The following is a 24,844-nucleotide window of genomic DNA, read 5'->3' as shown; positions in this document are numbered from 1 at the left end:
TGGGCTTTGTTTTTGATGAGAGATCAAAATGGATCCACGTAGTGAAGTTGTTTTAAGACAACAGAATTATTTAAATGGGCAAGTGCTATTGATCAATGCCCCAAATGATCAGCTTGCCAAAAATTTACCCAAGCAGGTTCAGGCTTCCGTCTGGACTTGGAATTATGCTGATCATCAAGCTTTTCTCAATGCAGGAATCAACTCACATTTTTCAGTTGAGTTGCCACAAGCAAGTTTTGATCAGGTTGTTATTTTCGTTCCAAAATCTAAAGAGTTATTGAATTATATTCTTCATGTCGTGGTTAGCCAGTTAACACTCGGTCAAAGCGTATTTTTAGTAGGTGAAAAAAAAGGCGGTGTTGAACGTGCTGCCAAACAATTGCAGCAATACGGTAAAACCCTGAAACTTGACAGCGCACGTCATTGTCAACTTTGGCAGATGATCATCGAAAAAACTGGGCAATTAAAGCCACTTGAACATTGGATTAAAAGCTATAGCATTCAGATTGGAGAAGAGCAGCTAGAAATCACCGCCCTACCTGGTGTATTTAGCCAGAACCATTTAGATGTCGGTACAGCCGTACTATTGCCTTACCTGAATCAAATAAAATCAGGCAAGATTGCCGACTTTGGTTGCGGTGCTGGAATTATTAGTGCTTATTTAGCCAAACTTAATCCAAACCAGCACATTTTTGCACTTGATGTTGATGCATTTGCATTACGCTCCACTGAACTGACCTTTCAACGAAACGGTTTAAATTTAACACAGCTACATCTACAGCCTGTCACAGGTTTTGTTGATGCACCTAAAGATCTAGATGCCATCGTCAGTAATCCACCTTTTCATCAAGGTATTCATACCAATTACGATGCAAGTGAAGAACTCTGCCAATTGGCGAAAAAGCATCTGAAAAGTTCAGGTGAACTATGGATCGTGGCTAATCGTTTTCTAAATTATCCACCTCTGATTGAGCAGAGCTTTGGTCAATGTCTTGTGAAAGCAGATCAACAGGGATTCAAAGTGTTATACGCCTGTGCAAACAGGGTCAGCTGATACTTTATCTATGGTTGCGGCAGAGAATATTTTTTAGGCGGTATAAGGCATGGGTGATGAAATTTAGTGATTCTAAATGAATCAGCCATAACGCTATAGCGGCAAAAAATATTCCTGCCCCGAAGGGTTATGGTTGAAATTCCCTCACTCTTCGTTATGAAACTTAGTAATAGAGTCGCTATTACTTTCGTTTCATGCCTTGATTGATGAAATTTCAGCCTATAACGCAACCCATATATAAAGTGTCAACAGACCCTTATACAGTTTAAGGAATTTTTATGAGCGATACATCTGCTCCCCAGCATCTCCAGCGTAAGCTTGGGGCACGCCACCTAAATATGATTGCCATTGGCGGTTCAATTGGCACAGGCTTATTCCTTGCTTCGGGTTCTACCATTGCCACCGCAGGTCCAGGTGGTGCGTTATTGGCATATGCTTTAATTGGTATCATGATTTATTTTCTGATGACCAGTCTAGGGGAACTCGCCACCCATAACCCAAGCTCTGGTGCATTCTTTACCTATGGCAGCCGCTATGTTGAAGAGGGTTTTGGCTTCGCACTGGGCTGGAACTACTGGTATAACTGGGCAATTACTGTCGCTTTTGAATTGGTTGCAGTACAGTTCATTATGAAATTCTGGTTTCCTGAGATTGCAGGTTTTTACTGGAGTGCCATTTTCCTTGCCGTGATTTTTGGCATTAATGCCATGACGGTCAAAGGTTTTGGTGAAAGCGAATTCTGGTTTTCCATGATTAAAGTGGTTGCGATTATCGTCTTTATCATCATTGGGATCGCCATGATTGTAAAAATCATGCTTACACCTGATGTATCGGTATGGAGCAACTGGACCAAGGGGGATGCGCCTTTTGTGGGGGGGGCTGCAAGCACTGGTCGGAGTCGCCATGATTGCAGGATTCTCGTTTCAGGGCACTGAAATGGTGGGCGTTGCCGCAGGTGAATCCAAAGATCCAAAGAAAACCATTCCATTGGCAATTAAACAGATTTTCTGGCGGATTTTGCTGTTCTATATCCTGTGTATTTTTATCATTGGTACATTGGTCAGCTATGATAATCCACTGTTATTACATGCAGCCGAAAGTGAAAATATTGCCCTGTCACCCTTTACCTTACTGTATGAAAAAGCAGGCTTGGCCTTTGCCGCAGGCTTAATGAATGCAGTGATTCTGAGTGCAATTTTGTCAGCAGGTAACTCTGGCATGTACTCCTCTACCCGTATGCTGTTTGATATGGCAAAAGAGGGGCGTGCGCCAAAATGGTTCTCCAAACTGGATACTCGTGGCGTTCCCATGAATGCCTTGTATGCAACCACAGCCGTTGCGGCGCTCTGTTTCCTGACCACTTTTATTGGCGAGCAACAGGTTTTTAACTGGTTGTTGAATATGTCAGGCATGTGCGGATTTATCGTCTGGCTCGGCATTGCCATTTCACACTACCGTTTCCGCAAAGGCTATACAGCACAGGGCTATAAAATCATAGACCTTGCCTACCGTGCCAAGTTCTTCCCATTCGCACCGTGGTTTGCATTTATTCTTTGTTCAGTCATTATTTTAGGTCAAAATTATCAGGCAGTTCTGGGTGGCAAAATTGACTGGTTAGGCTTACTTTCAACCTATATTAGCATTCCATTATTCCTGATCATTTGGTTAGGCTATAAATGGAAACATAAAACCAAACTGATTGCCTACAAAGACATGAATGTGAAAGAGGGCGAATAAAAAACCATTTTTTACTTGACCATTATGAAAATTTGAGTAAAATTCACGCTCATATTTTCAACGGCACTATTTTATAGGAGGACAACATCATGCCATTACTACAAGGAATAACTTACTAAGGTTTGGCACGTTGTCGTCTCACGGACAAGTGACAAATCTGCTGATCACTTGTCCGAATGCTTTATTAGACCTGGCATTCGCTAGGTTTTTTTATGCCTATTCGGACAGAAAAATTAAAATAACCGAGATAAGAAAATGGGCATACAAAAAATTCTCAATGCAGAAGCGCATTATGGCGTTCCAGTGAAAATATTCACCAACGACATTGATAGCGACAGTATTGAACAACTCAAGAAAATGGCACAACTGCAATTTATTTATTCACATATTGCGGTCATGCCAGACGTGCATGTGGGTAAAGGTGCAACCGTTGGCAGCGTGATTCCAACCAAAAACGCGATTATTCCTGCGGCGGTAGGTGTGGATATTGGTTGTGGCATGAATGCAGTTCGACTCAACCTCAAGGCATCCCAATTACCAGACAATCTTGCACCGTTACGGCATGCAATTGAACGCAAGGTTCCTGTCGGCTTTGAATTGCACAAGCAAATCAAAGCCAAGGCTTCCAGCATTATTCCATTGGAAAAACGCTTGCAGCCGATCATTCAAAAACATCCAGGCTTGGTTCGGATGCTGCGAAAGTTTGATGCAACCTGGCAAAAACAACTCGGCACTTTAGGTGGTGGCAACCATTTTATTGAGCTATGTCTGGATGAAAATCAGGATGTCTGGATCATGCTGCATTCAGGTAGTCGCGGCTTGGGTAATGTGATTGGCACCTATTTTATCGAACTGGCAAAGAAAGAAGCGCAGCACCGTTTTGGTCATGTCCCTGACAAGGATTTAAGCTACTTTGCTGAGGGTTCAGCCAGTTTCAATGACTATGTGGAAGCAGTGGAATGGGCACAAAACTATGCTTTTGAGAATCGTCGGGAAATGATGCGACTAATTCTGGAAGCCATTCGCCCACTTCTCCCCCCCTTTCAAATGACTAAAGAAGCGATTAATTGCCACCATAACTATGTCAGTCGGGAGAATCATTTTGGCAAAGATTTATTAATTACCCGTAAAGGCGCTATTCGGGCAGGTCAGGATGAACTCGGTATCATCCCAGGTTCAATGGGTGCTCGCTCTTATATTGTTAAGGGCAAGGCAAATCCTGAATCATTCTGTTCATGTTCACATGGTGCAGGACGAAAAATGAGTCGTAACAAGGCAAAGTTACTGTTCAGTCAAGATGATTTGATTCAACAAACCCAAGGGATAGAATGTCGTAAAGATGCAGGTGTAATTGATGAGATTCCGAGTGCATACAAAGACATTGATCAAGTCATGGCAAACCAGTCTGACTTGATTGAAATTGTACATACACTCAAACAAATTTTATGTATTAAAGGCTAAGACGATGAAACTTAAAGATATGCCAAAAATTAAGGCTCGCAATCCTGTTGCACTCTCTCCTTTACTTCACAAGGGAGGCATTCATGAAAGCGAAAAACCGAAATCCCAACATCGTAAGGAACGTAAAGATACCAAAAAGTTCCTGAACAAAACTGCTTGGCTCTAGTAAAAAAGCGGCTCAATTGAGCCGCCCTTTCATATCATCAAGACTCAATTACTGAGCTTGTTGACCTGGTTGTACAACAACAGTACGGCTACCAGTGATCGCAGCGAATACGCGACGGTTCATAGCACGACCTTCTTTAGTCTTGTTGTCTGCAATCGGTTGATCCCAAGCGAAGCCCTGAGTTGTCAAGCGAGTTGCGTTAACATTGTATTCATTCACAAGTGCAGACTTAACAGAGTTGGCACGAGCTAAAGATAAACGTTCGTTCAACTTACGTGGACCCGTGTTGTCTGTGTGACCTTCAATGCGAGCAGTCGCATTCGGATACTCAGACAATTTCTCTGCCACTTTCGCAATTTCAGACTTGTACTGCGGCTTGATGTCTGACTTGTTGGTATCAAAGAATACACGAAGTTCCATGTTAAGGTCTTCAGTCAACTCTTGTGGCTGTGGCTGAACTGGTACTGGTACTGGTACTGGTACTGGAACAACTTCCACCACAGGGGCAGCAGGCTTCAAATGGCCACCAAGAACAACGTTTAAACCAGCAAGCGCTGTATAGTTCCAAAATTTTTCATCAAAATGGTATGTACCACGAGCTTCAGTACGAAGTGATAGAGCATCATTAATACGCCAGAAAACACCACCACCAGCATTTGCTAGCGTACCTTCTTCACCATCACGTACCGCATCTACGTCATATTTATAGTGACCTGCACCAGCAAGCACATATGGTTTAATTTTACTATCGTAATTCTTTGTGATTAGATCAGAAGTAACATAAAGGTTACCCGCGAGGTTACGACCTTTATACTCACCACCATTACTTACATCACCTTTGATTTGACTATATTCAACTTCAGCACCTAACCAAGGCGTTAATTCAATACCTAACGCAGCGCCAACGAATAAATCATCATCAAGTTCTGCGCCTGTTGTTAAACTACCTTTATCACCATTATTATTATGCTCCGTATCATACTTTGTATAACCAAGCATTAAAGGGGTAACAGTGACACCCGCATTAGCAACTAAAGGGGCAGCAACAAGCATAGCAAGTGCAATACGACTCAATTTCATGGATATCCTCCAAAGATAAAAATTATTTAAGCTTGCTCTAGTAATTTTTTGAACACTGATGACTTATTCTATCTGTCTCAGTCATTCATTTCACGTTGAATCATACAAACACTTGAGAAATTTTCCAAGCATTTAGCAATATTTAGCCCTCGACTCTCGAAAGATATTATCCCCCACTCAAGATAGCAGCTAAGTAAATTTTCATGCAACGTTGTTCTAGCGCATGAAGTCTATCATTTTTTAATCAAAATTTTAATCACATATCAAAAACTTTTCAATAAGACTAAACAATTCCAACATTTCTTTCAAATATAGAACAAGACTTTTTCTGCTCGTTTTATTAATGATTCACTTATGTAACGTGAATTCGGTTTAAGCAGATTTTACTTCAATCGGTTTTTTAAAATCTGCTGAATCCCAGACTTATATCCATTTACAAACATCAAAGCATATAATGTTAAAGCAGCAAATATTGTAGTCAGTAGCCCTATTTTTGATCTGTGGCGAGTATGTTCAAGATCAAACTGGCTTTTCATCAGATGAGAGCTTCAATCATTCCTCGTTTTCTTAATACTGCACTATCAAAAGCATCCAGGGATTGGGGTTTCATATTTCTTTTTACTCGTGTGAGGAGTTGAACACCGACTTCCGCAAGACGAGATCTCCAATTCTTACCCACATAGCCACGATCACCAAACAATTTACCTGTGAGTTGTGAATGTTCAATTAGATCGGGCAATACTTTACGATCATCTACGTTACCCGTTGTAATACAATAAGAAATTAAGCGTCCGATATGATCACAAATCAAATGAATCTTAAAACCATAAAACCAGCCGACAGAAGTTTTCCCCCGAGTTGCACTATCGGCAAATACACGATTAATCTTGCCACAAGTGAGCATGTATTGCTCAACCTGCTCTGAAATATCAGTGCAGAAATCATCAATTAGGCAGAAAAGTGTTGTAAGCGGTGTGTCGATAGGCATTTTGAGATCATTGTTTTTTGTCATGGTTAAATTTTGACTTAAATGCCTATCCTTTTACAACTTCCTTATCCCGAATTCACGTTTTTTTAGAAAGTGTGTTGAAGAAACTGGTCCGCTTCAACCACAAAAGTTAATCGACGACTCACTTCAGATTTCAGTATCTAAGCAAGCTAAGCTGCTGAAAGTCTCCCGTGGTTGTTATTATTATCGCCCAAAACCTGCGAGTGCATCAGATCTGAAGCTGATGCGCTGTATGGATGAATTACATATGCAATATCCTTTTGCAGGTAGCCGTATGATGCGTGATTTGTTGAATCGTCAAGGACATCATATAGGACGACGTCATACACGTACTTTAATGAAGAAAATGGGCATTAATGCGTTATATCGTAAACCAAATCCAAGTCAGGCCAATCAAGCTCAGCGTAAATATCCACATCTGCTCAAAGGATTGAGTATTCAGCGGAGTAATCAAGTGTGGTCTACGGATATAACGTATATCCCTATGGCAAAAGGTTTTGTTTATTTATGTGCTGTGATTGATTGGCATAGCCGCAAGGTACTTGCGCATAGGGTATCGATGAGTATGGAGGTGGATTTTTGTATTTCGGCTTTAAATGAAGCGATTAAAAAATATGGCCGACCTGAAATCTTTAATACAGACCAAGGCAGTTAGTTCACCAGTGATGCATTTATTGAAGCATTGAAATCAAATGACATCCAAATCAGCATGGATGGTAAACTTGCGCAGTATACTGCTCATGGATTGATAATGTGATGGTTGAACGGTTATGGAAAAGCGTTAAATATGAAGAGGTGTATCTCAAAGCCTACAGCAATGTTTTGGATGCGAAGAAGCAATTAAACGCATATTTTGAATTTTATAATTTGAAACGGCCTCATTCGAGTCTGGACAAAATGACTCCAGATGAGTTTTACTATGACCAGCTACCACAACAAAATAAGGTAGCTTAACTAGAGCAGAATATCACTTATAAATAAGCTTTTAGTTGTTCAAACATGTGGGGCCACCTCTGTCTGGTTATTTGTAGTCATAAATTTAAGTCCCCACTTGTTTTTAAGTGGGGACTAAATTAAGGCTTAAAGGCTTATAGGACGAATTCATAAGGTGTGTTCATCGGACGCTTACTTTTATGTGCTCAATTTGAGTGAATTTCGAACAGAATTTACAAGAATATTTTGTTTTGAGACACACTCTTTGGAGCTTTAACCCTGATCTGATAACAAGGCCACTTGCTGTACATAGTTGACAAACTTGCGTTTAGAGGCTTCAAGCTCCTCCTCACTGACCTGCTGCTTGATATCCCGATGAATACGCAGTACATGCTGGCGTAGGGTATGACGTTCAGAGGCGTTAAACACCTTGCTGAACTCGTTAATAATTGGATCACCCTGGTCAATCATACGGTCTACCCAACGCATCAGTTGCATTTGTTTCTTCGCGCCCTGCTGCGGCGTTAAATAGGATAAAATGGTGCTTTCATCCTCATTGCGAAGCAACTTGCCCACACGCTGGAACTGGCGACGACGTGCCTCAAATGAGCTGATCTTCTGCACTTCAAGCAATGCGTCAATTAGGCGCTCATCGACAGGAAGTTTTTGAATCTGCTTGGGATTGAGTTGAGCCAGTTGCTCACCCAAGGCTGCCATACGCTGAACCGCCTTTTTTTGCTCGGTTCGACTCGCACGCCCTTCTAATGACTCAAAATCTTCATCGGTATAACGCTGGGGTCCACGTGCCACTATTACTCTGCCTCGTAAAATTTTGCTGCGAACAGCGTTTGAATTTCTTCCAGTGCCTTCTCTTCATCGGCACCGTCAATCACCAGTCTCAGTGTGGTGCCCTTACCCGCACCCAGCATCAACAATGACATAATATTCTTTGCATCAACCAGCTTGTCGCCCTTGCCAATTTGAATGGAGGAACGAAACCTGGTGGTTACCTCGATCAGTTTACCAGATGCACGTGCGTGTAAGCCGAGTTTATTAATTACATCAATTGTTGTGTCTATCATGACCAGTGCTTCATTTCTCTATGTAAGATTTGGACAGTCCATTTTGCCTCAAGGGCCTGCTTGAGTCTATCCACAATATAAACCGAACGGTGCTGCCCACCCGTACATCCCACTGAAATGGTCATGTAATGGCGATGCCCCTCTGCGAAAGCGGGCAACCACTTTTCCAGAAAGCGATTGATATCTTCAAACATCTCGTTGGTTTGCTGACTACCCTCTAAAAAGCGGCGCACAGGTTCATCCAAACCTGAAAAACGGCGCAGTTCCAAATCCCAGTGTGGATTAGGCAGATGACGTACATCAAACACATAATCCGCATCCAGCGGAATGCCATGCTTATAGCCAAATGATTGCAGTATCACGATCAACTTGTCCGACTGACCCAGTTTGGACAGTAGGATATGCTTTAAATCATGGACACTTTTATCGGTGGTATCAATATGCACGGTGGAACGGAACTGGATCGGAATCAGAAGCTGTTTTTCTTCCTGTATGCACTGCAACAGGCTGTTAAAACGGTTTGCCAGCGGATGCGGCCTACGTGAGGCGCTAAAGCGGGAAACCAGATCCTGATCCTGGGTAGTCAGGTAAATGATATCGACCGTACCGTGTTTTTGCAATTGTTCAAAAACATGGTCAAACTCCTGCATATCGGCACGGGTGCTACGGACATCAACGCCCAGAGCCAACTGCTCAAGATTATTCTCGTAATCCAGTTTTGACACAATTTCAGGCAACAACGCCAAAGGCAGGTTATCTATACAGTAATAGCCCAAGTCTTCAAGCACCTGTAATGCAGAGGATTTTCCTGAGCCTGATTGTCCTGTCACGATAAGAATACGCTTCATGACGTTTACCCTTTTTATTTTCTAGTTTTAAGTCTTAAAGTCGACCTGTAGGTTATCAATCAAACGTGTTGTACCCAGTTTTGCCGCAACAAATAAAACCACATTTCGATCAAACTGCGCAATTGGCTGTAAATTTGTTTGACGGGCCTCCACATAATCGACAACAAAGCCTGCCTGTGTCAATTGGTTAGAGATACTTTCCAGTACCTGCGCAAGTGCCTGCCCCTCATGCAGTTGCTGTTCGGCTTGCTTGAGTAGTTGGTAAATCGTGGGTGCAATCGCGCGTTGCTGTTCAGATAAATAACCATTACGGGAACTTAAAGCCAAGCCATCTTCAGCACGGACAATAGGCACACCAATCACTTCCAGTGGCATGTTCAGGTCCTGCACCAACTGGCGAATGACCGCCAGCTGCTGGTAGTCCTTTTGCCCAAAGAACGCGAAATCAGGCTGTACGATGTTAAACAGTTTGGTCACCACAACAGCAACCCCATCAAAATGACCTGGACGTGATTTACCACACAGGTCATCGGTAATTTGACCGACACTGATATTGGTCAAGCGTGGCTGTGTGCCATACATCTGCTCTACAGAGGGTGCAAAAATAATGTCGCAATCCACATCCGCCAGTAAACGGCTATCCTGCTCCAAAGTACGTGGATAACTGTCAAAGTCTTCACCCGCGCCAAACTGAATCGGATTGACAAAAATGCTGACCACCACCACATCACAGATTTTCTTTGCGGCACGCACCAAGGTCAGGTGACCTTCATGCAGGTTGCCCATGGTGGGTACAAAACCAATCAGCTTTTTTGTGCTTCGTGCAGGAGCAAGTGATGCGGTCAAGCCTTGTATGGTGGTTTCTGTTTTCATGGATTACAGCTCAACTTGAAAAGTATGTTCTTTTGCAGGGAAAGACTGGTCCTGAACAGCGGCATGATAGGCCTTAAAGGAATCCAGAATTGCGGTTTCACCAGACTGTTCTTTCATGAAGTTACGCACAAAGCGTGCAACACGTCCAAAGGTTAAACCTAGCATATCCTGTACCACCAATACCTGACCATCGGTTTCATTGCCCGCGCCAATCCCAATCACAGGGGTATTTGGAAATAGTTCAGCGATTTCCTTGCCTAACTGAGCTGGAACACACTCTAATAATAATACCGCAGCACCTGCATCAACCACAGCTTGGCAATCCGCAATTAATTGATCTGCTGCTTCACGCGTTCGTGCTTGAAGTTTATAGCCACCGAATACGTGTACTGATTGTGGTGTTAAACCCAAATGCACGCAGACAGGAATACCATTACGTGTCAAAACTTGGACTAATTCACTTAACCAAGCACCGCCTTCAATCTTGACCATTTGTGCGCCAACCTGCATCACCGCCTTGGCGCTTTTCAGGCCATCTTCCAGCGTTGCATAGCTCATAAATGGCAGGTCTGTCATGATCAATGCATGTGAATTACCACGGCGCACAGCCGCTGTATGGTAAGCCATGTCTTCAACTGTCACAGGAAGTGTGGAATCTCTTCCTTGAATCGCCATTCCTAGAGAATCACCAATTAAAATTGTATCAATTTCAGCCAATTCCATCGCTTTAGCCATACTTGCATCGTAACAAGTAAGACATGAGAACTTACGTCCATCAGCTTTAAATTTTCTTAAGTCACTTAGACTAATCATGATGATATCCTCTGCAGGCATTTCCAGAACGAAACAATCTTACGCAGTTGCCCAAGACTGGTCTGCGATTACAGTCAAGCTTGCTTGCTGCACCAGTTCTAAATCTTTTAATGGATGGCCATTTAACTGTAAATGAGTATCGATATCCAATAAGGGAATAACCACAAAATCACGATCTAAAATACCGATATGCGGTACGGTTAAACGCTCATTTTGAATCTGCTGCTGACCATAGATCAGTAAATCCAGGTCAAGGGTGCGTTCGCCCCAGCGTCGCAAACGGACTCGCCCCGCCTCTTGCTCAAACTGCTGCAATTGATCCAGTAAGGCTAAAGGCTCAAGTGCTGTATCCAGTTGCACGACCGCATTTAAATAATTGGGTTGATCCTGTGGACCCATCGGTAGGCTTTGATAAAGTCGGGAAACCTGAACTGGTCCCAAACCTGCCAACTTGGCAACCGCTTCACGCAGAATCTGCTGCGAATCACCCAGGTTACTTCCCAACCCAATATAGGTACGAATGGTCATTGCGTTGGCCCAAAAACCACTTGGCTTAAATCACGTTTTACCCGTTTGCGCTTGAGAATTGGATGATCAGCACCAACCTGGCTGGAATCACCTGAAGCCTTTTCCATAAAACGGGGGGTGGACTCATCCGACCTGACACGTTCTTTCTTGGCACGGCGGTTTCTAGGCTCAGGGACATTGACCAAAGGTTCAATCTCAGTGGTCTTTGGCTCATCAACTTCAACTGTCTTACGGCGTGTTTTACTACGTTGACGGTTGTATTGACGAATTGCGACTTCTTTCTGATCGATTGACATTTCTTGGTAAGCTTCCCACCAAATACCCATGCCCTCGGTACTGCTATCACCCGATTTTTCACGCAGCAGCAGGAAGTCAAAGCCTGCACGAAAACGTGCATGTCCAGCTAAAGCTTCAATTTGCTGTGGTTTTGGATTGAGCAAACGGGTTTGCATTTCCCATACTTCACGAATAAAAGTTTCAGCAAAACGCGGAATAATGGTGCGGGTGGCTTGACGTTTCAATACATCCAAACCAGCTTGGGCACGTGCTTCAGCAGGAACAACACCTTTATTTAAATAAAAATCGCAACGTTCTAAGAAAGGCTTCCATAACAATACTGCATAAAAAAATGCGGGATTAATGGTCTTACCAATTTGAATTCGTTGATCAGTATTTTTAGCTGCACGTTCGATGAAAGCTGTTAGATTTGGTGGAATTTCAGCAAACAACTGTTTCCAAACACCAAACTCAATCAGCATTGGTAAAACCTGGGTCAGGTGCCCCATGGTAAATAGTTTTTGTGACTCGTCATATAAACGGTGCGGTGAAACATCCCGCAACAACTGCGTCATCTCAACACTGAAAACATCAAGAATGGATTGGTCAATCTGGAAATTCAGTTTTGCGGCAAAACGCAAGGCCCGCAGCATGCGTACAGGGTCTTCCTCAAAGCGCTGGGCAGGCTCCCCCAGAAAACGCAGGGTACGGGTTTTAATATCATCAACCGCATGGCAAAAATCGAGTACGATGCCTTTACGGGGCTGGTAATACAGGGTATTGATCGAAAAATCTCGACGAGCAAAATCCTGCTCAATCGTTCCCCAATTATTGTCACGAAGAATCATTCCAGATGCACTGGTCACCGCTTTTTTCGGAGGTGCACGGAAAGTCGCCACCTCAATCAGCTCACGGCCTGAGTAGACATGCGCCAACTCAAAACGCCGTCCAATAATTCGGCAACGTCGCCCAAAAACTTCTTTCACCTGAGCTGGGGTGGCATTGGTGACTGCGTCAAAATCCTTTGGATTAAGACCTAACATCATATCGCGAACACCGCCACCCACAATATATGCCTCATAGCCAGCTTTGTTCAGGCTATCAATCACATCGAGAATTGAGGGAGGAAGTTGAGCTGTGGACAGACCACATTTTGACGCGCGCAAGGTTTGCAAAAGACAGTGTCTCCTACGTCAGGACGTAAATAACAATTTGTCGCTAATCATAGCTCCAACCCACACAAAGGGCAATTTATTCTGTTGAAGTTTCAACAGATCATGCCTCTTTATTAGCGACACCATTTCAGAATTTCCCTTAAAGCATCAGCCGTGCCTTGTTTTTTTCCAGCAACTTTGGCCCAATCCCTTTCACATTCACCAATTCATCTATGGTTTTAAATCCGCCATTCTTTTGGCGATATTCCACAATGGCCTGAGCCTTTTTCTCGCCTACACCATTCAGGGTCTGTAACTGCTGTACATTCGCCTGATTGAGGCTAATTTTATCACCCTGCTGATTTACAGAAGATGAAACAGGCTTTGAGCTGGTTTGCTGTGTTGGACGTGATAGATAATAATTGTTGTTAGGCTGTTTCGCCAACTGCTGATCCCGTGCCTGCTGCTGGGCTTTCCATTGGCCATAAGACTGGTCAAACTGCTGCGCATGCAGATGAGAAAGGCACCCCACACATAAAAGAATCAATAAAACAGCGTTATATTTGCTGCACGGATGTGGCAAGGTCATTGGTTTTTTCCTCAGGTTTTAATTGTCGTTTTGCTTGCTCCCAGAGTTCATCCATTTCTGCCAAACTCATTTCCTGCAAGTCTTTGTGTTGTCGTTGTGCCTGTTGTTCAATAAAAGCAAAGCGGCTTCTAAATTTATGAATTGTCGCCAACAAGGCGGTCTCACTCGACAGCCCAAGTTTACGTCCTACATTGATTAAAGAAAATAGACAGTCGCCAAATTCTTCTTGTATTTTATCGACTTCCTGCGTTGCAATTACCTCCTGTAATTCTTCCAGTTCTTCATCCAGCTTTGCATAGGCATCTTTTACCGTTTCAAAATCGAATCCAAGCTGGGCTGCTTTGTTCTGAATCTCATGTGCCTGTACCAAGGCAGGTGCATGCTTGACTTCATCCAGAAGTGACTGTGGTTTACCCTGCTTTTCCTGCTGCTTGATCTGTTTCCATAATTCGCTGACCTGCTCAGGGTTTAGGTTTTGATAGTGTTCCGACTGAAACACGTGCGGATGACGGCGGATCAGTTTTTCACTAATCGCATCGACCACATCATGAAAATTAAATGCACCCTGCTCAGTGTACATTTGCGACTGGAACACCACCTGTAGCAATAGGTCACCCAGCTCATTGAGGATTTGATCTACATCGCCCTCCTGAATGGCCGCCTCTACCTCATAGGCTTCCTCAATCGCATAACGGGTTAGGCTTTCAGGTGTTTGCTGCTGATCCCATGGACATTTTTGTCTTAATTCCTGCATGATTGCCAATAACTTTTCCATGATGATCTCCAAACCAGGTACAGCTAAATTGTTGCAGCAGCAAACTGCTTATGCGTAATATACACGGATTCAAAAAATATCAAGATAAAGTAAGGGAAAGCAATGCAACAGAGTGTGTTTATTAGTGGGGCTGCACAGGGAATTGGCGCTGAAATCGCGCGTTTATTTCACAACCACGGCTATAAAGTGGGCATATACGATATTAATGAGGTACAGGCACACGCTCTGGCCAAAGAACTGGGCGAAAATGCCAAAGCGGGCTATCTAAACGTCAGTAATTATCGCCAGTGGCAAATGGCACTACAGGAATTTAAAAACTGGGCGGGTGAACTGAATATTTTAGTGAATAATGCGGGAATTCTATATTCTGGTGCATTTGAAAACACCTCCATTCAATCCCATCACAATACCATCGAAATTAATGTCAAAGGGGTTTTAAATGGCTGTCATGCTGCATTAAACCATCTACAGAAATCCAGTTTTGCCCGAGTGATTAACCTCTCATCAGCCTCGGCAATATATGGGCAGGCCGATTTAGCCTCCTACTCCGCCAGCAAGTTTGCGGTTCGTGGTTTAACCGAGGCACTAGATGTGGAATGGCAAAAATATAATATCCGTGTGCTGGATGTGATGCCGTTATTTGTACAGACCAATATGGTGAAGAATATGGATGCGGGCAGCATCCAGAACATTGGGGTGGACCTAACCCCCGCCGATGTGGCAAAACAGGTGCTGCACTTGGCCCAGCAGAAGAATCATGCGCTGATTCCAACCCATACGCCAGTAGGGATAAAAACCAAACTGATGTACCAGCTTTCCAGTATCAGCCCCCAGTTTTTAAATCGCCTCACGAATATTTTCCTATCTAAACGCTAATAAAAAGGGGCTTCAACCATGGTTAAAGCCCGTTGCCACCCTTTGATACCGAATTCATCAAATACATGATATGTCTGCTGATCAACCTCCATCACCGCATCTAAATATCACCCTGTGGTTGATATTAACTTTGCACGAGGCATCGTATGACCATCCTTTCAGAAATATGATGAAATTAGCTTCCCTGAACCAAACGTCTGGCACTGATAATCCCGGGTTGCTGCTCCAAACGCGCCAACAAACGGGACAATTGCGCCAACCCTTTGACTTCAATCAGCAGTTTCATGTTGGCAATGCCATCCGCCTCAGAAATGGTATTGACCTGACGGATATTGATCTGGTCTGAGAAAATCACCTGGGTTAGGTCCTTAAGCAAGCCACGACGATCATAGGCCTCCACCACGATCTGCACACTCTGACCACGGGTTGGTTGCATTTCCCAGTCCGCCTCAACCGCACGCTCAAGTTCCTGTGTGGTCATACGGATATAATCAGGACAGGCAATCTTGTGGATACTCACCCCACGGTTCAAGGTGATATAACCACCAATTGACTCACCATGTACAGGCTGGCAACACTGTGCAATATGCAGCTCCACATTGTCCAGACCATCAATCAGGATGCCATGTGCAGACAAGGTATGGCTGGCACGTGGATTCAGGGCAGGTTTCAACACCAGCTCAGGCTCATCCTGATCCAGATGCATCTGACGATTCACTTGATTCATCAAGGCATGCAAACTGATATCACCACTGACTAAAGCAACTAAAATATCATCACCCGCTTTCAGGTTGAAATGAGATGAATAGTCTTTAAGATCGATACTTTTAGGGTGAATTGCTAAGCGTGCTAACTCTTTATTGAGTAACTCACGCCCCACCTCAATATTCTTACTACGATCTTGTTGTCTAAACCAATGCCGCAATTTGTCACGCGCACGAGCAGTTTTAATATAACCTAAAGAGTTCACCAACCAATCACGGTTCGGTTCACGATCTTTTTTGGTTAAAATCTCAACCTGTTCACCCGTTTTCAGCGTATAAGTTAATGGCACATAACGTTGATTGACACGTGCTGCATAACACTTATTACCTACCTCCGTATGTACATGGTAAGCAAAATCTAAAACCGTTGAACCTCGTGGTAATTCCTTAATATCACCATCACGACTAAATACATAAATCTTTTCAAAATTTTCAAAATCTTGAATTTGATCTATGCCATTTGACTCTTCATCTTCGCCATGTGGCGTCGTTTCAGTACGCTCTTGATAATGTTCCAATACCGCACGTAAAGAATGTAGACGATGATTAAATGAATGATCGGTATTTTTTGCACCTTCTTTATAATTAAAATGCGAACAAACGCCCAGTTCAGCTTCGTTATGCATTTCAAAGGTACGAATTTGTACTTCTAAAGATTTATTTTCAGCAATCACTGCTGTGTGTAATGAACGATAACCGTTGGCTTTTGGATTGGTGACATAGTCATCAAACTGGTTCGGGATATGACGCCATAATTGATGCACAATGCCTAAAGCGTGATAACAGTCTGGTACACTTTTTACCAATACACGTACCGCACGAATATCGTAAAGCTGATCAAAACTCAGATTTTTACTTTTCATTTTTCGATAAATCGAATAAATGTGCTTCACTCGTCCAGTGATTTCCGCCTGAATATGATGCATACCCAGTTCAGTCTTTAGCTTATCAATCACAAACTGAATATATTGCTCTCGCTCTAAACGCTTTTCATTCAGCAACGACGCAATTTCTTTATAACGCTCAGGCGCCAAGTAACGGAAAGCGAGATCTTCTAATTCCCATTTTAGCTGTGCAATACCTAATCGATGTGCAAGCGGTGAATAGATCGTTAAAATCTCGCGTGCAACGCGTTCTTGACGTTCTTTACTTGCAGTGGCTAATTCACGTAAAGCATAAGTACGTTCAGCCAATTTAATCAAAACGACGCGTACATCTTCTGTCACTGAGATCAGCATTTTATAAATGCCGTTTAAGTGCTCACGCTGATTGTTATTAAAATGATCTTCTAAACGTTTATTTTTTTCAATCAATTCAGAGAGCTTACCCATCGCAAGCGTGCCTTGTACAAGACCAAGCACCTGTTCGCCAAATTGTTGTTGAATATCCTCTAAAGTAATTAAACCTTCGCGCACACTTCGATACAACACTGCCGCTGACAATGTATCTTCATCAACATGTAAATGCGCCAAAATATCAGCCATACCAATACCTGTACTAAAAGTATTGGTACGATGATGAACCGTGGTTTCTAATTCTTTTGCCAAGGTCAGCTCTGCAACTTTTTGAAGTTGCTTTAGCTCTGCCCCATCCAAAATATCACGCACTCGATCTAGCCAAGAGACCAGACCACTTTGCGCTTCAGCGGCATGTTCTACAGTCGTTTCCTCTGACAACTCATGGAGTCGTCCAGGTAACTGCTCACGTACTGTGACCATACCATTCTCCTCTGGATATGTAACTCATTCTCTAATCGTTTATTTCTTGGGTCTTTTCAAATTGCTCAATTTTTTCAAACAAGGCAATTGATTCAACATGCTCAGTATGGGTAAACATATCCATTACTGCCGCTTTTTTAAGTTGATAACCATATTGTGCCAGTACACCCGCATCCCTTGCCAGTGTTGATGGATTACATGAAACATAAACGATTCTTTTTGCTCCAAAATTAGGTACATATTGCATAACCTCAAATGCACCTGATCGAGGAGGATCAATTAATAATGCATCAAATCCCTGTTTTGCCCAAGAATGATGCGAAAAGTCTTTTGTTAAATCTTGTGAAAAAAACAGTGCCTGAGACAATTGATTTGCTTCCGCATTTTCAGTTGCCCGTTGTACCATCTCATCACTTGCCTCAACACCAACGACCTGACCTGTCTCACCAACACAACATGCTAAAGGTAAGGAAAAATTACCCAATCCACAAAATAGGTCGAGCACTCTCTCTCCTTTCTGTAAATCTAGCAATTCACATGCCAACTGAATCATCTTTGCATTTACACCGCTATTCACCTGAGTAAAGTCTAAAGGTGAAAATGCAAATTTAACTGCAAACTCATCCAGACTGTAGTGCAAACGCATAGGTGCTTGAGTATCATCAACACGATGCAAACTATCTGCGCCTTTCGGTTGCAAATACAACTGCCAATCCTTCAGTAACGCAAATTGACGTAATTGGTTGACATCGGAAATATTTAATTCATCTAAATGACGAATCAGCAATGCAACCTCGCTATCACCCATTGCTAATTCTATATGACCAATGTGGGCTTTGCCTGTTAGACTTTCGAGTAGTTTTCTCAACTCTACCAAACTTTCGGACAAACGCTGATCAAGAACATGACACTGCTGAATCGGTGTTAAATGATTACTGTGATGCTCACGAAAGCCCATCACCAAACGATTTTGTTTCGCAATATAGCGAACGCCCACTCGAGCACGACGGCGATAATCTATTTTTTCAGAGCGGATTGGATCTAACCATTGCTCTGGTTGTAAACCAGCAAAATGTTGTAAATGTGACTTCAATACATTCTGTTTTAATAAAATCTGTTCATCTGGATGAATATGTTGCAAGCTACAGCCACCACAGACCCCAAAATGCGGACAAATCGGATCGACTCGTCCCACAGCCGCATCACTTTCTAGCTTAACCATATCCGCTTCTTCTAAACGCGAAGTTTGATTGCTAATCTTGGCTTGTACTGTTTCACCCACGAGAGCATAACGAATAAAAACCTTCTTACCGTGCTTTTCTTTTGGATGATCAGGATGCGTGCCATAATGCGCAATCCCTCGCCCCTCATGAGAAAAAGCTTCGATTTGAAAGATATATGCTGGATATTGAGCTGGGCGCTGTTTCGCTTTATGTTTCAAAAGATCAACCTAATTTTTTGGCGCAAACGTATTTGCGGTGAATACAGTATATTGCGATGTCTGCCGCCATACCTGTAAAAATTCTGTTTGTTGTGTCTGTGTCTGTAAATAATCGGCTGTCGCCTGAATCCATTGCTGGTGATCCTGTAGATTCAACTGACCCTTTAGTAATAGCCAGCGCAGATAGACCAACCATGTGTTGAGCACATCACCCTCACAGTAACTGGTGAGTTTCAACCATTGTTCAGTACGTATATATTCAGGGATATGATAACCCGTTTCACCACGCTTTCCAGGGAATCCCAACAGACAGGCAATGTCATCCAGCTTCTGGAAATTACGCCCATTAAACATCGCCATCACATCCATCAGATCAACATGGCGATGATGGTAACGGTTCTGGTAATTGTTAAAGCGCTTCTGGTTATCAATTTCACCCTGATCAAACAGGCTTGGCGCAGAAAGTCCATGATACATGGTACGGAACAGAATCACGGGCAGGTCAAACTGCGAGCCATTCCAGCTCACCAGCGTCGGCTGCTTCTTGTCAAAAATGGACAGGAATTTTGTCAGCATTTCAGCTTCTGAACTTTGCTCCTGACTAAATGAAAACAGGCGAAAGCCCTTTTCATCAAGCCATAAACCTGAAATACAGACAATTTCATGCAAGGGCAAACGCTGAAAATCGCTGCCTGATTCCTGACGGCGGATTTTGGTCAATGCCTGTTCCACATCGGTTTCAGGCAAATCAAGATGATAAAGATGAGCACCAGCCTTTAAGTCAGTCAGTGTTTCAATATCAAAAACTAAAATTGGAAAACGCAAGCTCATCATTCAATGTAATCAGTTAGGTCTAATCTTCATCTTGAACTGAAAACAGCCCTGTTGACAAGTAACGATCACCACGGTCACAGATAATGCACACAATCACGGCATCAGGTGTTTCCTCAGCAATTTTGAGTGATGCCCACACTGCCCCACCAGAAGAGGTGCCCGCACTGATACCTTCCGTACGTGCCAGTTTACGCATGGTCTGTTCCGCTGCAAGCTGTGGAATATCAATGATACGGTCCACACGGCTACGGTCAAAAATGGTCGGCAGATATGCTTCAGGCCAACGGCGAATTCCCGCAATGCTCGCCCCATCTTCGGGTTGTAAACCGACAATCTGAATGTCTGGATTTTGTTCTTTTAAATATTTTGAAACACCCATGATGGTGCCTGTGGTGCCCATTGAGCTGACAAAATGGGTGATTTTTCCAGCTGTCTGTTTCCAGATTTCAGGTCCTGTGGTGAGGTAATGCGCCTCAACATTATCTGGATTGTCAAACTGGTTCAGGACAAAGCCCTTGCCATCCGCCTGCATTTGCGTGGCAAGGTCACGCGCACCTTCCATACCCTGCTGCTGCGTCACCTCAATCAGTTCAGCACCATAGGCCAGCATGGCATCCTTACGTTCCTGACTCATGTTATTTGGCATGATCAGCTTCATTTTATAACCACGCATGGCTGCAACCATGGCTAAAGCAATGCCAGTGTTACCGCTAGTGGCTTCAATTAAAGTATCACCAGGTTGAATTTGTCCACGCTTCTCTGCTTGGACAATCATGTTATAAGCAGGGCGATCCTTGACCGAACCCGCGGGATTATTGCCTTCCAGTTTTGCCAATACCGTAGCCTGTGTATGACACGCCAAACGCTGCAAACGGACTAAAGGGGTTTTACCAACATAATAGTCCAGTAAAAATTCATCTGCTAAAAAATCAGTTTGCGTATTCGTCATGATCGACACCGATATTAAGGTGGCGCCTATTGTATGAAAAAAATGGAACTACTGCACCTTTTCACTATGCTTTTTATTGGCTAGCCCGTACCTCTGTTTGCCACAAAGCATGCTAAGATATTGCACAGAATGATAAATCTGACCGCATTATGTCAAATTTCAATAAAACCCTGTCAAAACGCTTACGGCTCAATCATGCTTATGGACAACTGATTGCCCTCATTCTGGTGCCAATCGCAATTTTGACAGGTGTGGGAATTTTCTGGGTTTTATCTGAAACCACCAATGCGGCCAAACAACAGCAACGCTCCGATGCCTCCGCCATTCTGGCACGCTACCACCAGACCGCAAATGATCTACTGCAACTGGTACAGCAACATCCTGACCAATATGACCGCGCCCAGAACATCATGCAGAAGATGTTTGATGAGCGAAACCTGCAACGGGCGGCCCTGATTGACAACGAGGGGCAGACCTACTTAAGCGTGGGCTACCAGAATAATCGCTTCTGGCCAACTTTCCCTGACAACAGTAATTTCTTTGGCCCGATTCCACACAACCACAACAGTATTTATGGTGCCAAACTGAATAGCAGCAAGCCCGATTCAGTCTGGTTAGTGATTGAACTGGACAATCAACCACTGGAACTGACCCGTTATAAAATCCTGCTTTCACTGGTAGCGACAGGGCTGATCACCCTGATGATTTTACTATTTTGCCTGAATGTTTTTTCACGGCGCTGGCTGGCACCACTGTATGAAATCCGTATGCAGATGCAGCGCCTGAATGCCGATACACTGGATCAGCATATTGTGGTGAACAGTACAGGCGAGTTACGCCTGCTCCAGCGAGACATTGCCAATGTGGTTAAACGTCTGCATTTTAGTTTTCTGGAACTTAAAGAACATACCGAACAAACTGAGGAAGACTTACGCCGCACACTGGATACGCTGGAAGTTCAGAACATTACCTATCGTCAAGCACGTGACCAAGCGATTTCATCGAATCAATCCAAGTCCGTCTTTTTAGCGAATATCAGCCATGAACTCAGAACGCCATTAAACAGTATTGACGGTTTTATTCACCTCTTACTTCGTCAGCAAAACTTAACTAATGAACAGAACCTGTATCTTCAAACTATTCGTAAATCTTCAGCTCATCTTTTAGCACTCATTAATGATGTCCTCGATTTTTCTAAAATTGATGCGGGCAAATTAGAGCTCGAAACAGCGCCATTTGATTTGGAAGAAGCTATTTTTGATGTGATGGATATGCTTTCGCCCTTGGCCGCACAAAAGCATATCAATATGGCGTTTTATTATGCCGAGAACATCCCACAGCATGTAGTTGGCGATGCCTTACGTTTTAAACAAATTCTGACCAACCTCATTTCCAACGCCATTAAATTCACTCCAGATGGTGAAATCATCGTTCGTGTCCGCATGGAAGATGAGGACATTGGACAATGCCTACTGCACTTTAGTGTACAGGACAGTGGGATTGGTCTCAGTGGTACCGACCGTAAAAAACTATTTGAATCATTCTCTCAAGGCGATGCTTCCGTTACTCGTCAATTTGGTGGTACAGGATTAGGCTTAGCAATTTCCAAACAACTTGTTCATCTGATGCATGGTCAAATTGGCTTTGAAGACAACCAAGAACGTGCCCCGACAGAAAAAGGTTCAACTTTCTGGTTTACCGCCTTATTCAAGCTTGAGGAAGAGGATGAAACCGTAGAGCATCCTCATTTCGACCAATTGAAAGTAGTGTCTTATCTGGCCCATCCTGCAACCGCGAGTGTGCTGCGCTCATATTTAGAAAACTACCGTGTCTCACATATCGAAACACAATCAATTTTGGATTTATTCAGTCGTCTGAACCATTTAAATCAGCAAGAAAATACGTGGCTCATTGTTGACCATAGTGGTGATACAGAAGCCCTACTCAAAGAAATTCGTCAGCGTTACCAAGGAAACTTAGCAGTTTATGGTTATCAAATGAGCCTTGAGCCGAACATGCTGAATGAATACCGTGCCCGTCCACTGTATCAGCCCTTAAGCCGCCGTGAACTGGTGCAGTTGCTGGGCAATCAGCCTGTGTTTGAACAGGAATCTGAGGATTTCAATGGTCAGGGCTTACACGTATTGGCGGTTGATGACCATCTTCCCAACCTGATTGTGCTTGAAGCACTGTTGGGTGAACTGAATGTCACCACCACCAAGGCATTAAGTGGCCAGAAAGCGATTGACATGATTCAGCAGCGGATTGAACAAAAGCTGCCACCCTTTGACCTTGTGTTTATGGACATTCAAATGCCTGTCATGTCTGGAATTGATACCACCCGAGCCATTCGCTCGCTTGAGTCAACGCTGGATATAGGCATGCAACTTCCGATTATTGCACTGACCGCACATGCACTGGCCGATGAAAAACAGAAATTGCTAAAAGTGGGTATGAATGATTATGTGACCAAGCCAATCCAGATGGAACAGATCATTCAAATCCTGACCCATTGGACCAAAAATAACTTCTCTTCTCAGCCTGTCAATACTGAGCAGAAGCACCCGACAGAATCAATTGATCCACAGATTTTAAACTGGCAGCAAAGCATTCAACTCGCTGCGAATAAAGAAGAATTGGCACAAGACTTATTAAATATGTTGGTGGATAGTTTTGATACTGAACTCACCGAAATGCAGCAACTGATTGAACTGGAGGATTTTCCCCAGCTTGAGCATGTGCTACACCGTCTGTATGGTGCAACACGTTACGTTGGCACTCCAGCGTTACAAAAGGTTTCAGGGGAATTTGAGCAATTTGTTTCAACCCTGCGTAAAGAGCGCCGCAAAGCAGATGATGCCTTTATACGGGAAACCAACCATCGTTTTAATGAGTTGAACTTTGCGATTGATCAGGTGAGACAGGCCGCCAGCCTGATTTTACATTCCCACGATACATAGGGTCTGCTGGCATCTACAAGATGGTGGTCATCACCGCTATTTGTGACTGTGGTGTCATGTTTTAGCTAAAAGACTCATGTTATGCTGCCCATCATTAAACACAATAAGAGTAAGGCAAATGGCACTGTTACGAGTTGAAAAGAACAATGGTATTGCAACGGTTTACCTTAACCGTCCAGAAAAACGCAACGCCATGAGTTTTGCGTTATTAAAAGAGCTGGTGGCAACTGCAAAGAAAATTGAAAAAGACCGTTCGATTCGTTGCGTCATTTTAACGGGTGAGGCACAGGTATTTAGTGCGGGTATTGACCTATCTGACCTGAACAACCCTAAAAATACCGCATTTGCCGCATGGGAACTGATCAAGCCAGGTCAAAGCCTGTTTCAGAAAGCATTCCTGATTTGGCAAAACCTGCCAATTCCAGTGATTGCCGCCATTGAGGGTTATTGCTTTGGGGCGGGCATGCAGCTTGCGCTTGCTGCGGATATCCGTATTGCAACGCCAAACACGCAAATGTCGATTATGGAAAGTCGTTGGGGACTGGTTCCAGACATGGGTCTCACCCGCTCATTAAAAGGACTGATCGGCGTTGATTTAGCCAAGGAACTTACCCTGACCGCACGTGTCTTTGACGCAGAATACGCCAAAGAAATTGGTTTGGTCACACATCTGGACAACAATCCGTTGGCAAAGGCCAATGTGATTGCACAGGAAATGCTACAACGTTCCCCTGATGCCATCATGGCAGCGAAACGGGTACTAGATGCCATGGAACACCAGCCAGAAAAGGCACTACGTTTAGAAAAGTTATGGCAGCTTAAACTTTTGTTGGGTAAAAACAGTAGTCTCGCACGCAAGAAAGACAAGAATCCTGAGATTCAGTTCTTACCGCGTCAGTATAAGTAATTACAGTTTGGATAAAT

General features: G+C 43.5%; 20 protein-coding genes and 3 pseudogenes. 8 read left to right on the top strand and 15 right to left on the bottom strand.

The features are described from left to right. The first annotated feature begins 28 nt into the window (after positions 1-28). From F973_RS06880 to F973_RS15225, 4 genes and pseudogenes are all read left to right on the top strand, one after another. A complete protein-coding gene (locus F973_RS06880) occupies positions 29-1,054 on the top strand; it encodes a class I SAM-dependent methyltransferase (RefSeq protein WP_004760843.1) in 1,026 nt (341 codons plus the stop codon). Positions 1,055-1,332: 278 nt separating this feature from the next. Next, positions 1,333-2,791 (top strand): annotated as a pseudogene (locus tag F973_RS15050) (amino acid permease). A gap of 255 nt (positions 2,792-3,046) precedes the next feature. Then, the gene (locus tag F973_RS06870; RefSeq protein WP_004760838.1) at positions 3,047-4,252 is read left to right on the top strand and encodes an RtcB family protein; all 1,206 of its coding nucleotides are present in this window, start codon (positions 3,047-3,049) and stop codon (positions 4,250-4,252) included. Between the two features lie 4 nt (positions 4,253-4,256). Next, positions 4,257-4,418, top strand: a complete 162-nt coding sequence (locus F973_RS15225; RefSeq protein ID WP_004681689.1) for a hypothetical protein — start codon at positions 4,257-4,259, stop codon at positions 4,416-4,418. 48 nt (positions 4,419-4,466) lie between these two features. Here the strand turns inward: F973_RS15225 and omp38 are convergent, their stop codons facing one another. Together omp38 and F973_RS06860 are read right to left on the bottom strand one after the other, a co-directional pair. Beyond that, positions 4,467-5,498 carry an outer membrane protein Omp38 gene (gene omp38, locus F973_RS06865; RefSeq protein WP_004760836.1) on the bottom strand — a complete coding sequence of 344 codons (1,032 nt, stop codon included), beginning with the start codon at positions 5,496-5,498 and terminating at the stop codon, positions 4,467-4,469. A gap of 372 nt (positions 5,499-5,870) precedes the next feature. Further along, positions 5,871-6,486 (bottom strand): annotated as a pseudogene (locus F973_RS06860) (IS982 family transposase). A gap of 82 nt (positions 6,487-6,568) precedes the next feature. On the opposite strand from F973_RS06860, the pseudogene F973_RS15045 reads away from it, so the two are divergent. Beyond that, positions 6,569-7,461: pseudogene (locus F973_RS15045) on the top strand (IS3 family transposase); the annotation flags it as partial. 252 nt (positions 7,462-7,713) lie between these two features. On the opposite strand, the gene yjgA reads toward F973_RS15045, so the two are convergent. The 9 genes from yjgA to mazG all read right to left on the bottom strand — a co-directional run bounded on the left by yjgA (position 7,714) and on the right by mazG (position 14,378). Then, positions 7,714-8,250, bottom strand: a complete 537-nt coding sequence (gene yjgA / locus F973_RS06850; RefSeq protein WP_004681698.1) for a ribosome biogenesis factor YjgA — start codon at positions 8,248-8,250, stop codon at positions 7,714-7,716. Positions 8,251-8,252: 2 nt separating this feature from the next. Beyond that, on the bottom strand, positions 8,253-8,522 hold the full coding sequence (locus F973_RS06845; RefSeq protein WP_004760832.1) for an HPr family phosphocarrier protein: 270 nt from the start codon (positions 8,520-8,522) through the stop codon (positions 8,253-8,255). Continuing rightward, positions 8,519-9,370 carry an RNase adapter RapZ gene (rapZ, locus tag F973_RS06840; RefSeq protein ID WP_004760830.1) on the bottom strand — a complete coding sequence of 284 codons (852 nt, stop codon included), beginning with the start codon at positions 9,368-9,370 and terminating at the stop codon, positions 8,519-8,521. The genes F973_RS06845 and rapZ overlap by 4 nt, the downstream gene beginning before the upstream one ends. Positions 9,371-9,397: 27 nt before the next feature. After that, entirely contained in the window at positions 9,398-10,243 is an 846-nt protein-coding gene (gene panC, locus F973_RS06835; RefSeq protein ID WP_004760828.1) for a pantoate--beta-alanine ligase, read from the bottom strand. Positions 10,244-10,246: 3 nt separating this feature from the next. Further along, on the bottom strand, positions 10,247-11,056 hold the full coding sequence (gene panB / locus F973_RS06830) for a 3-methyl-2-oxobutanoate hydroxymethyltransferase (RefSeq protein ID WP_004760826.1): 810 nt from the start codon (positions 11,054-11,056) through the stop codon (positions 10,247-10,249). A 39-nt stretch (positions 11,057-11,095) separates the two neighbouring features. Beyond that, complete coding sequence (gene folK / locus F973_RS06825; protein WP_004760825.1) at positions 11,096-11,584, bottom strand: 2-amino-4-hydroxy-6-hydroxymethyldihydropteridine diphosphokinase; 489 nt, start codon at positions 11,582-11,584, stop codon at positions 11,096-11,098. After that, positions 11,581-13,035: a polynucleotide adenylyltransferase PcnB gene (pcnB, locus tag F973_RS06820; protein WP_004760824.1), complete on the bottom strand. Its 1,455-nt coding sequence runs from the start codon at positions 13,033-13,035 to the stop codon at positions 11,581-11,583. The genes folK and pcnB overlap by 4 nt, the downstream gene beginning before the upstream one ends. A gap of 139 nt (positions 13,036-13,174) precedes the next feature. After that, positions 13,175-13,603, bottom strand: a complete 429-nt coding sequence (locus tag F973_RS06815; RefSeq protein ID WP_004760823.1) for a ComEA family DNA-binding protein — start codon at positions 13,601-13,603, stop codon at positions 13,175-13,177. Then, positions 13,572-14,378 carry a nucleoside triphosphate pyrophosphohydrolase gene (gene mazG / locus F973_RS06810; RefSeq protein WP_004760822.1) on the bottom strand — a complete coding sequence of 269 codons (807 nt, stop codon included), beginning with the start codon at positions 14,376-14,378 and terminating at the stop codon, positions 13,572-13,574. Before mazG ends, F973_RS06815 begins: the two co-directional genes overlap by 32 nt. 102 nt (positions 14,379-14,480) lie before the next feature. On the opposite strand from mazG, the gene F973_RS06805 reads away from it, so the two are divergent. Next, on the top strand, positions 14,481-15,254 hold the full coding sequence (locus F973_RS06805) for an SDR family oxidoreductase (RefSeq protein WP_004760820.1): 774 nt from the start codon (positions 14,481-14,483) through the stop codon (positions 15,252-15,254). A 175-nt stretch (positions 15,255-15,429) separates the two neighbouring features. On the opposite strand, the gene F973_RS06800 is transcribed toward F973_RS06805, so the two are convergent. Genes F973_RS06800 through cysM form a run of 4 tightly spaced genes read right to left on the bottom strand, consistent with a single transcriptional unit; the run spans position 15,430 to position 20,960 of the window. Then, complete coding sequence (locus F973_RS06800; protein WP_004760818.1) at positions 15,430-17,736, bottom strand: RelA/SpoT family protein; 2,307 nt, start codon at positions 17,734-17,736, stop codon at positions 15,430-15,432. Between the two features lie 31 nt (positions 17,737-17,767). Continuing rightward, on the bottom strand, positions 17,768-19,177 hold the full coding sequence (rlmD, locus tag F973_RS06795; protein WP_004760817.1) for a 23S rRNA (uracil(1939)-C(5))-methyltransferase RlmD: 1,410 nt from the start codon (positions 19,175-19,177) through the stop codon (positions 17,768-17,770). A gap of 9 nt (positions 19,178-19,186) precedes the next feature. Further along, positions 19,187-20,002, bottom strand: a complete 816-nt coding sequence (locus F973_RS06790) for a 3'-5' exonuclease (RefSeq protein ID WP_171062322.1) — start codon at positions 20,000-20,002, stop codon at positions 19,187-19,189. Positions 20,003-20,030: 28 nt separating this feature from the next. Then, positions 20,031-20,960, bottom strand: coding sequence for a cysteine synthase CysM (gene cysM / locus F973_RS06785; RefSeq protein ID WP_004760813.1), 930 nt, complete (start codon positions 20,958-20,960; stop codon positions 20,031-20,033). Positions 20,961-21,109: 149 nt separating this feature from the next. On the opposite strand from cysM, the gene F973_RS06780 reads away from it, so the two are divergent. After that, a complete protein-coding gene (locus F973_RS06780) occupies positions 21,110-23,920 on the top strand; it encodes a GacS-like sensor histidine kinase (RefSeq protein WP_004760811.1) in 2,811 nt (936 codons plus the stop codon). Between the two features lie 118 nt (positions 23,921-24,038). Beyond that, on the top strand, positions 24,039-24,827 hold the full coding sequence (locus F973_RS06775; protein WP_004760809.1) for a crotonase/enoyl-CoA hydratase family protein: 789 nt from the start codon (positions 24,039-24,041) through the stop codon (positions 24,825-24,827). The last annotated feature ends 17 nt before the right edge of the window (positions 24,828-24,844 follow it).

It is taken from the genome of Acinetobacter sp. CIP 102129, assembly GCF_000368305.1.
Taxonomy (GTDB): Bacteria; Pseudomonadota; Gammaproteobacteria; order Pseudomonadales; family Moraxellaceae; genus Acinetobacter; species Acinetobacter parvus.
The sequence above is the reverse complement of the archived record's forward strand: the minus strand, read 5'-3'. Positions and strand labels throughout refer to the sequence as shown.

Bases quoted from the DNA above. Each gene is read 5' to 3' on its own strand.
- F973_RS06880 (WP_004760843.1), top strand. From the start codon at position 29: ATGGATCCACGTAGTGAAGTTGTTTTAAGACAACAGAATTATTTAAAT.
- F973_RS06870 (WP_004760838.1), top strand. From the start codon at position 3,047: ATGGGCATACAAAAAATTCTCAATGCAGAAGCGCATTATGGCGTTCCA.
- F973_RS15225 (WP_004681689.1), top strand. From the start codon at position 4,257: ATGAAACTTAAAGATATGCCAAAAATTAAGGCTCGCAATCCTGTTGCA.
- omp38 (WP_004760836.1), bottom strand. From the start codon at position 5,498: ATGAAATTGAGTCGTATTGCACTTGCTATGCTTGTTGCTGCCCCTTTA.
- F973_RS06845 (WP_004760832.1), bottom strand. From the start codon at position 8,522: ATGATAGACACAACAATTGATGTAATTAATAAACTCGGCTTACACGCA.
- rapZ (WP_004760830.1), bottom strand. From the start codon at position 9,370: ATGAAGCGTATTCTTATCGTGACAGGACAATCAGGCTCAGGAAAATCC.
- panC (WP_004760828.1), bottom strand. From the start codon at position 10,243: ATGAAAACAGAAACCACCATACAAGGCTTGACCGCATCACTTGCTCCT.
- panB (WP_004760826.1), bottom strand. From the start codon at position 11,056: ATGATTAGTCTAAGTGACTTAAGAAAATTTAAAGCTGATGGACGTAAG.
- folK (WP_004760825.1), bottom strand. From the start codon at position 11,584: ATGACCATTCGTACCTATATTGGGTTGGGAAGTAACCTGGGTGATTCG.
- F973_RS06815 (WP_004760823.1), bottom strand. From the start codon at position 13,603: ATGACCTTGCCACATCCGTGCAGCAAATATAACGCTGTTTTATTGATT.
- mazG (WP_004760822.1), bottom strand. From the start codon at position 14,378: ATGGAAAAGTTATTGGCAATCATGCAGGAATTAAGACAAAAATGTCCA.
- F973_RS06805 (WP_004760820.1), top strand. From the start codon at position 14,481: ATGCAACAGAGTGTGTTTATTAGTGGGGCTGCACAGGGAATTGGCGCT.
- F973_RS06800 (WP_004760818.1), bottom strand. From the start codon at position 17,736: ATGGTCACAGTACGTGAGCAGTTACCTGGACGACTCCATGAGTTGTCA.
- cysM (WP_004760813.1), bottom strand. From the start codon at position 20,960: ATGACGAATACGCAAACTGATTTTTTAGCAGATGAATTTTTACTGGAC.
- F973_RS06780 (WP_004760811.1), top strand. From the start codon at position 21,110: ATGTCAAATTTCAATAAAACCCTGTCAAAACGCTTACGGCTCAATCAT.
- F973_RS06775 (WP_004760809.1), top strand. From the start codon at position 24,039: ATGGCACTGTTACGAGTTGAAAAGAACAATGGTATTGCAACGGTTTAC.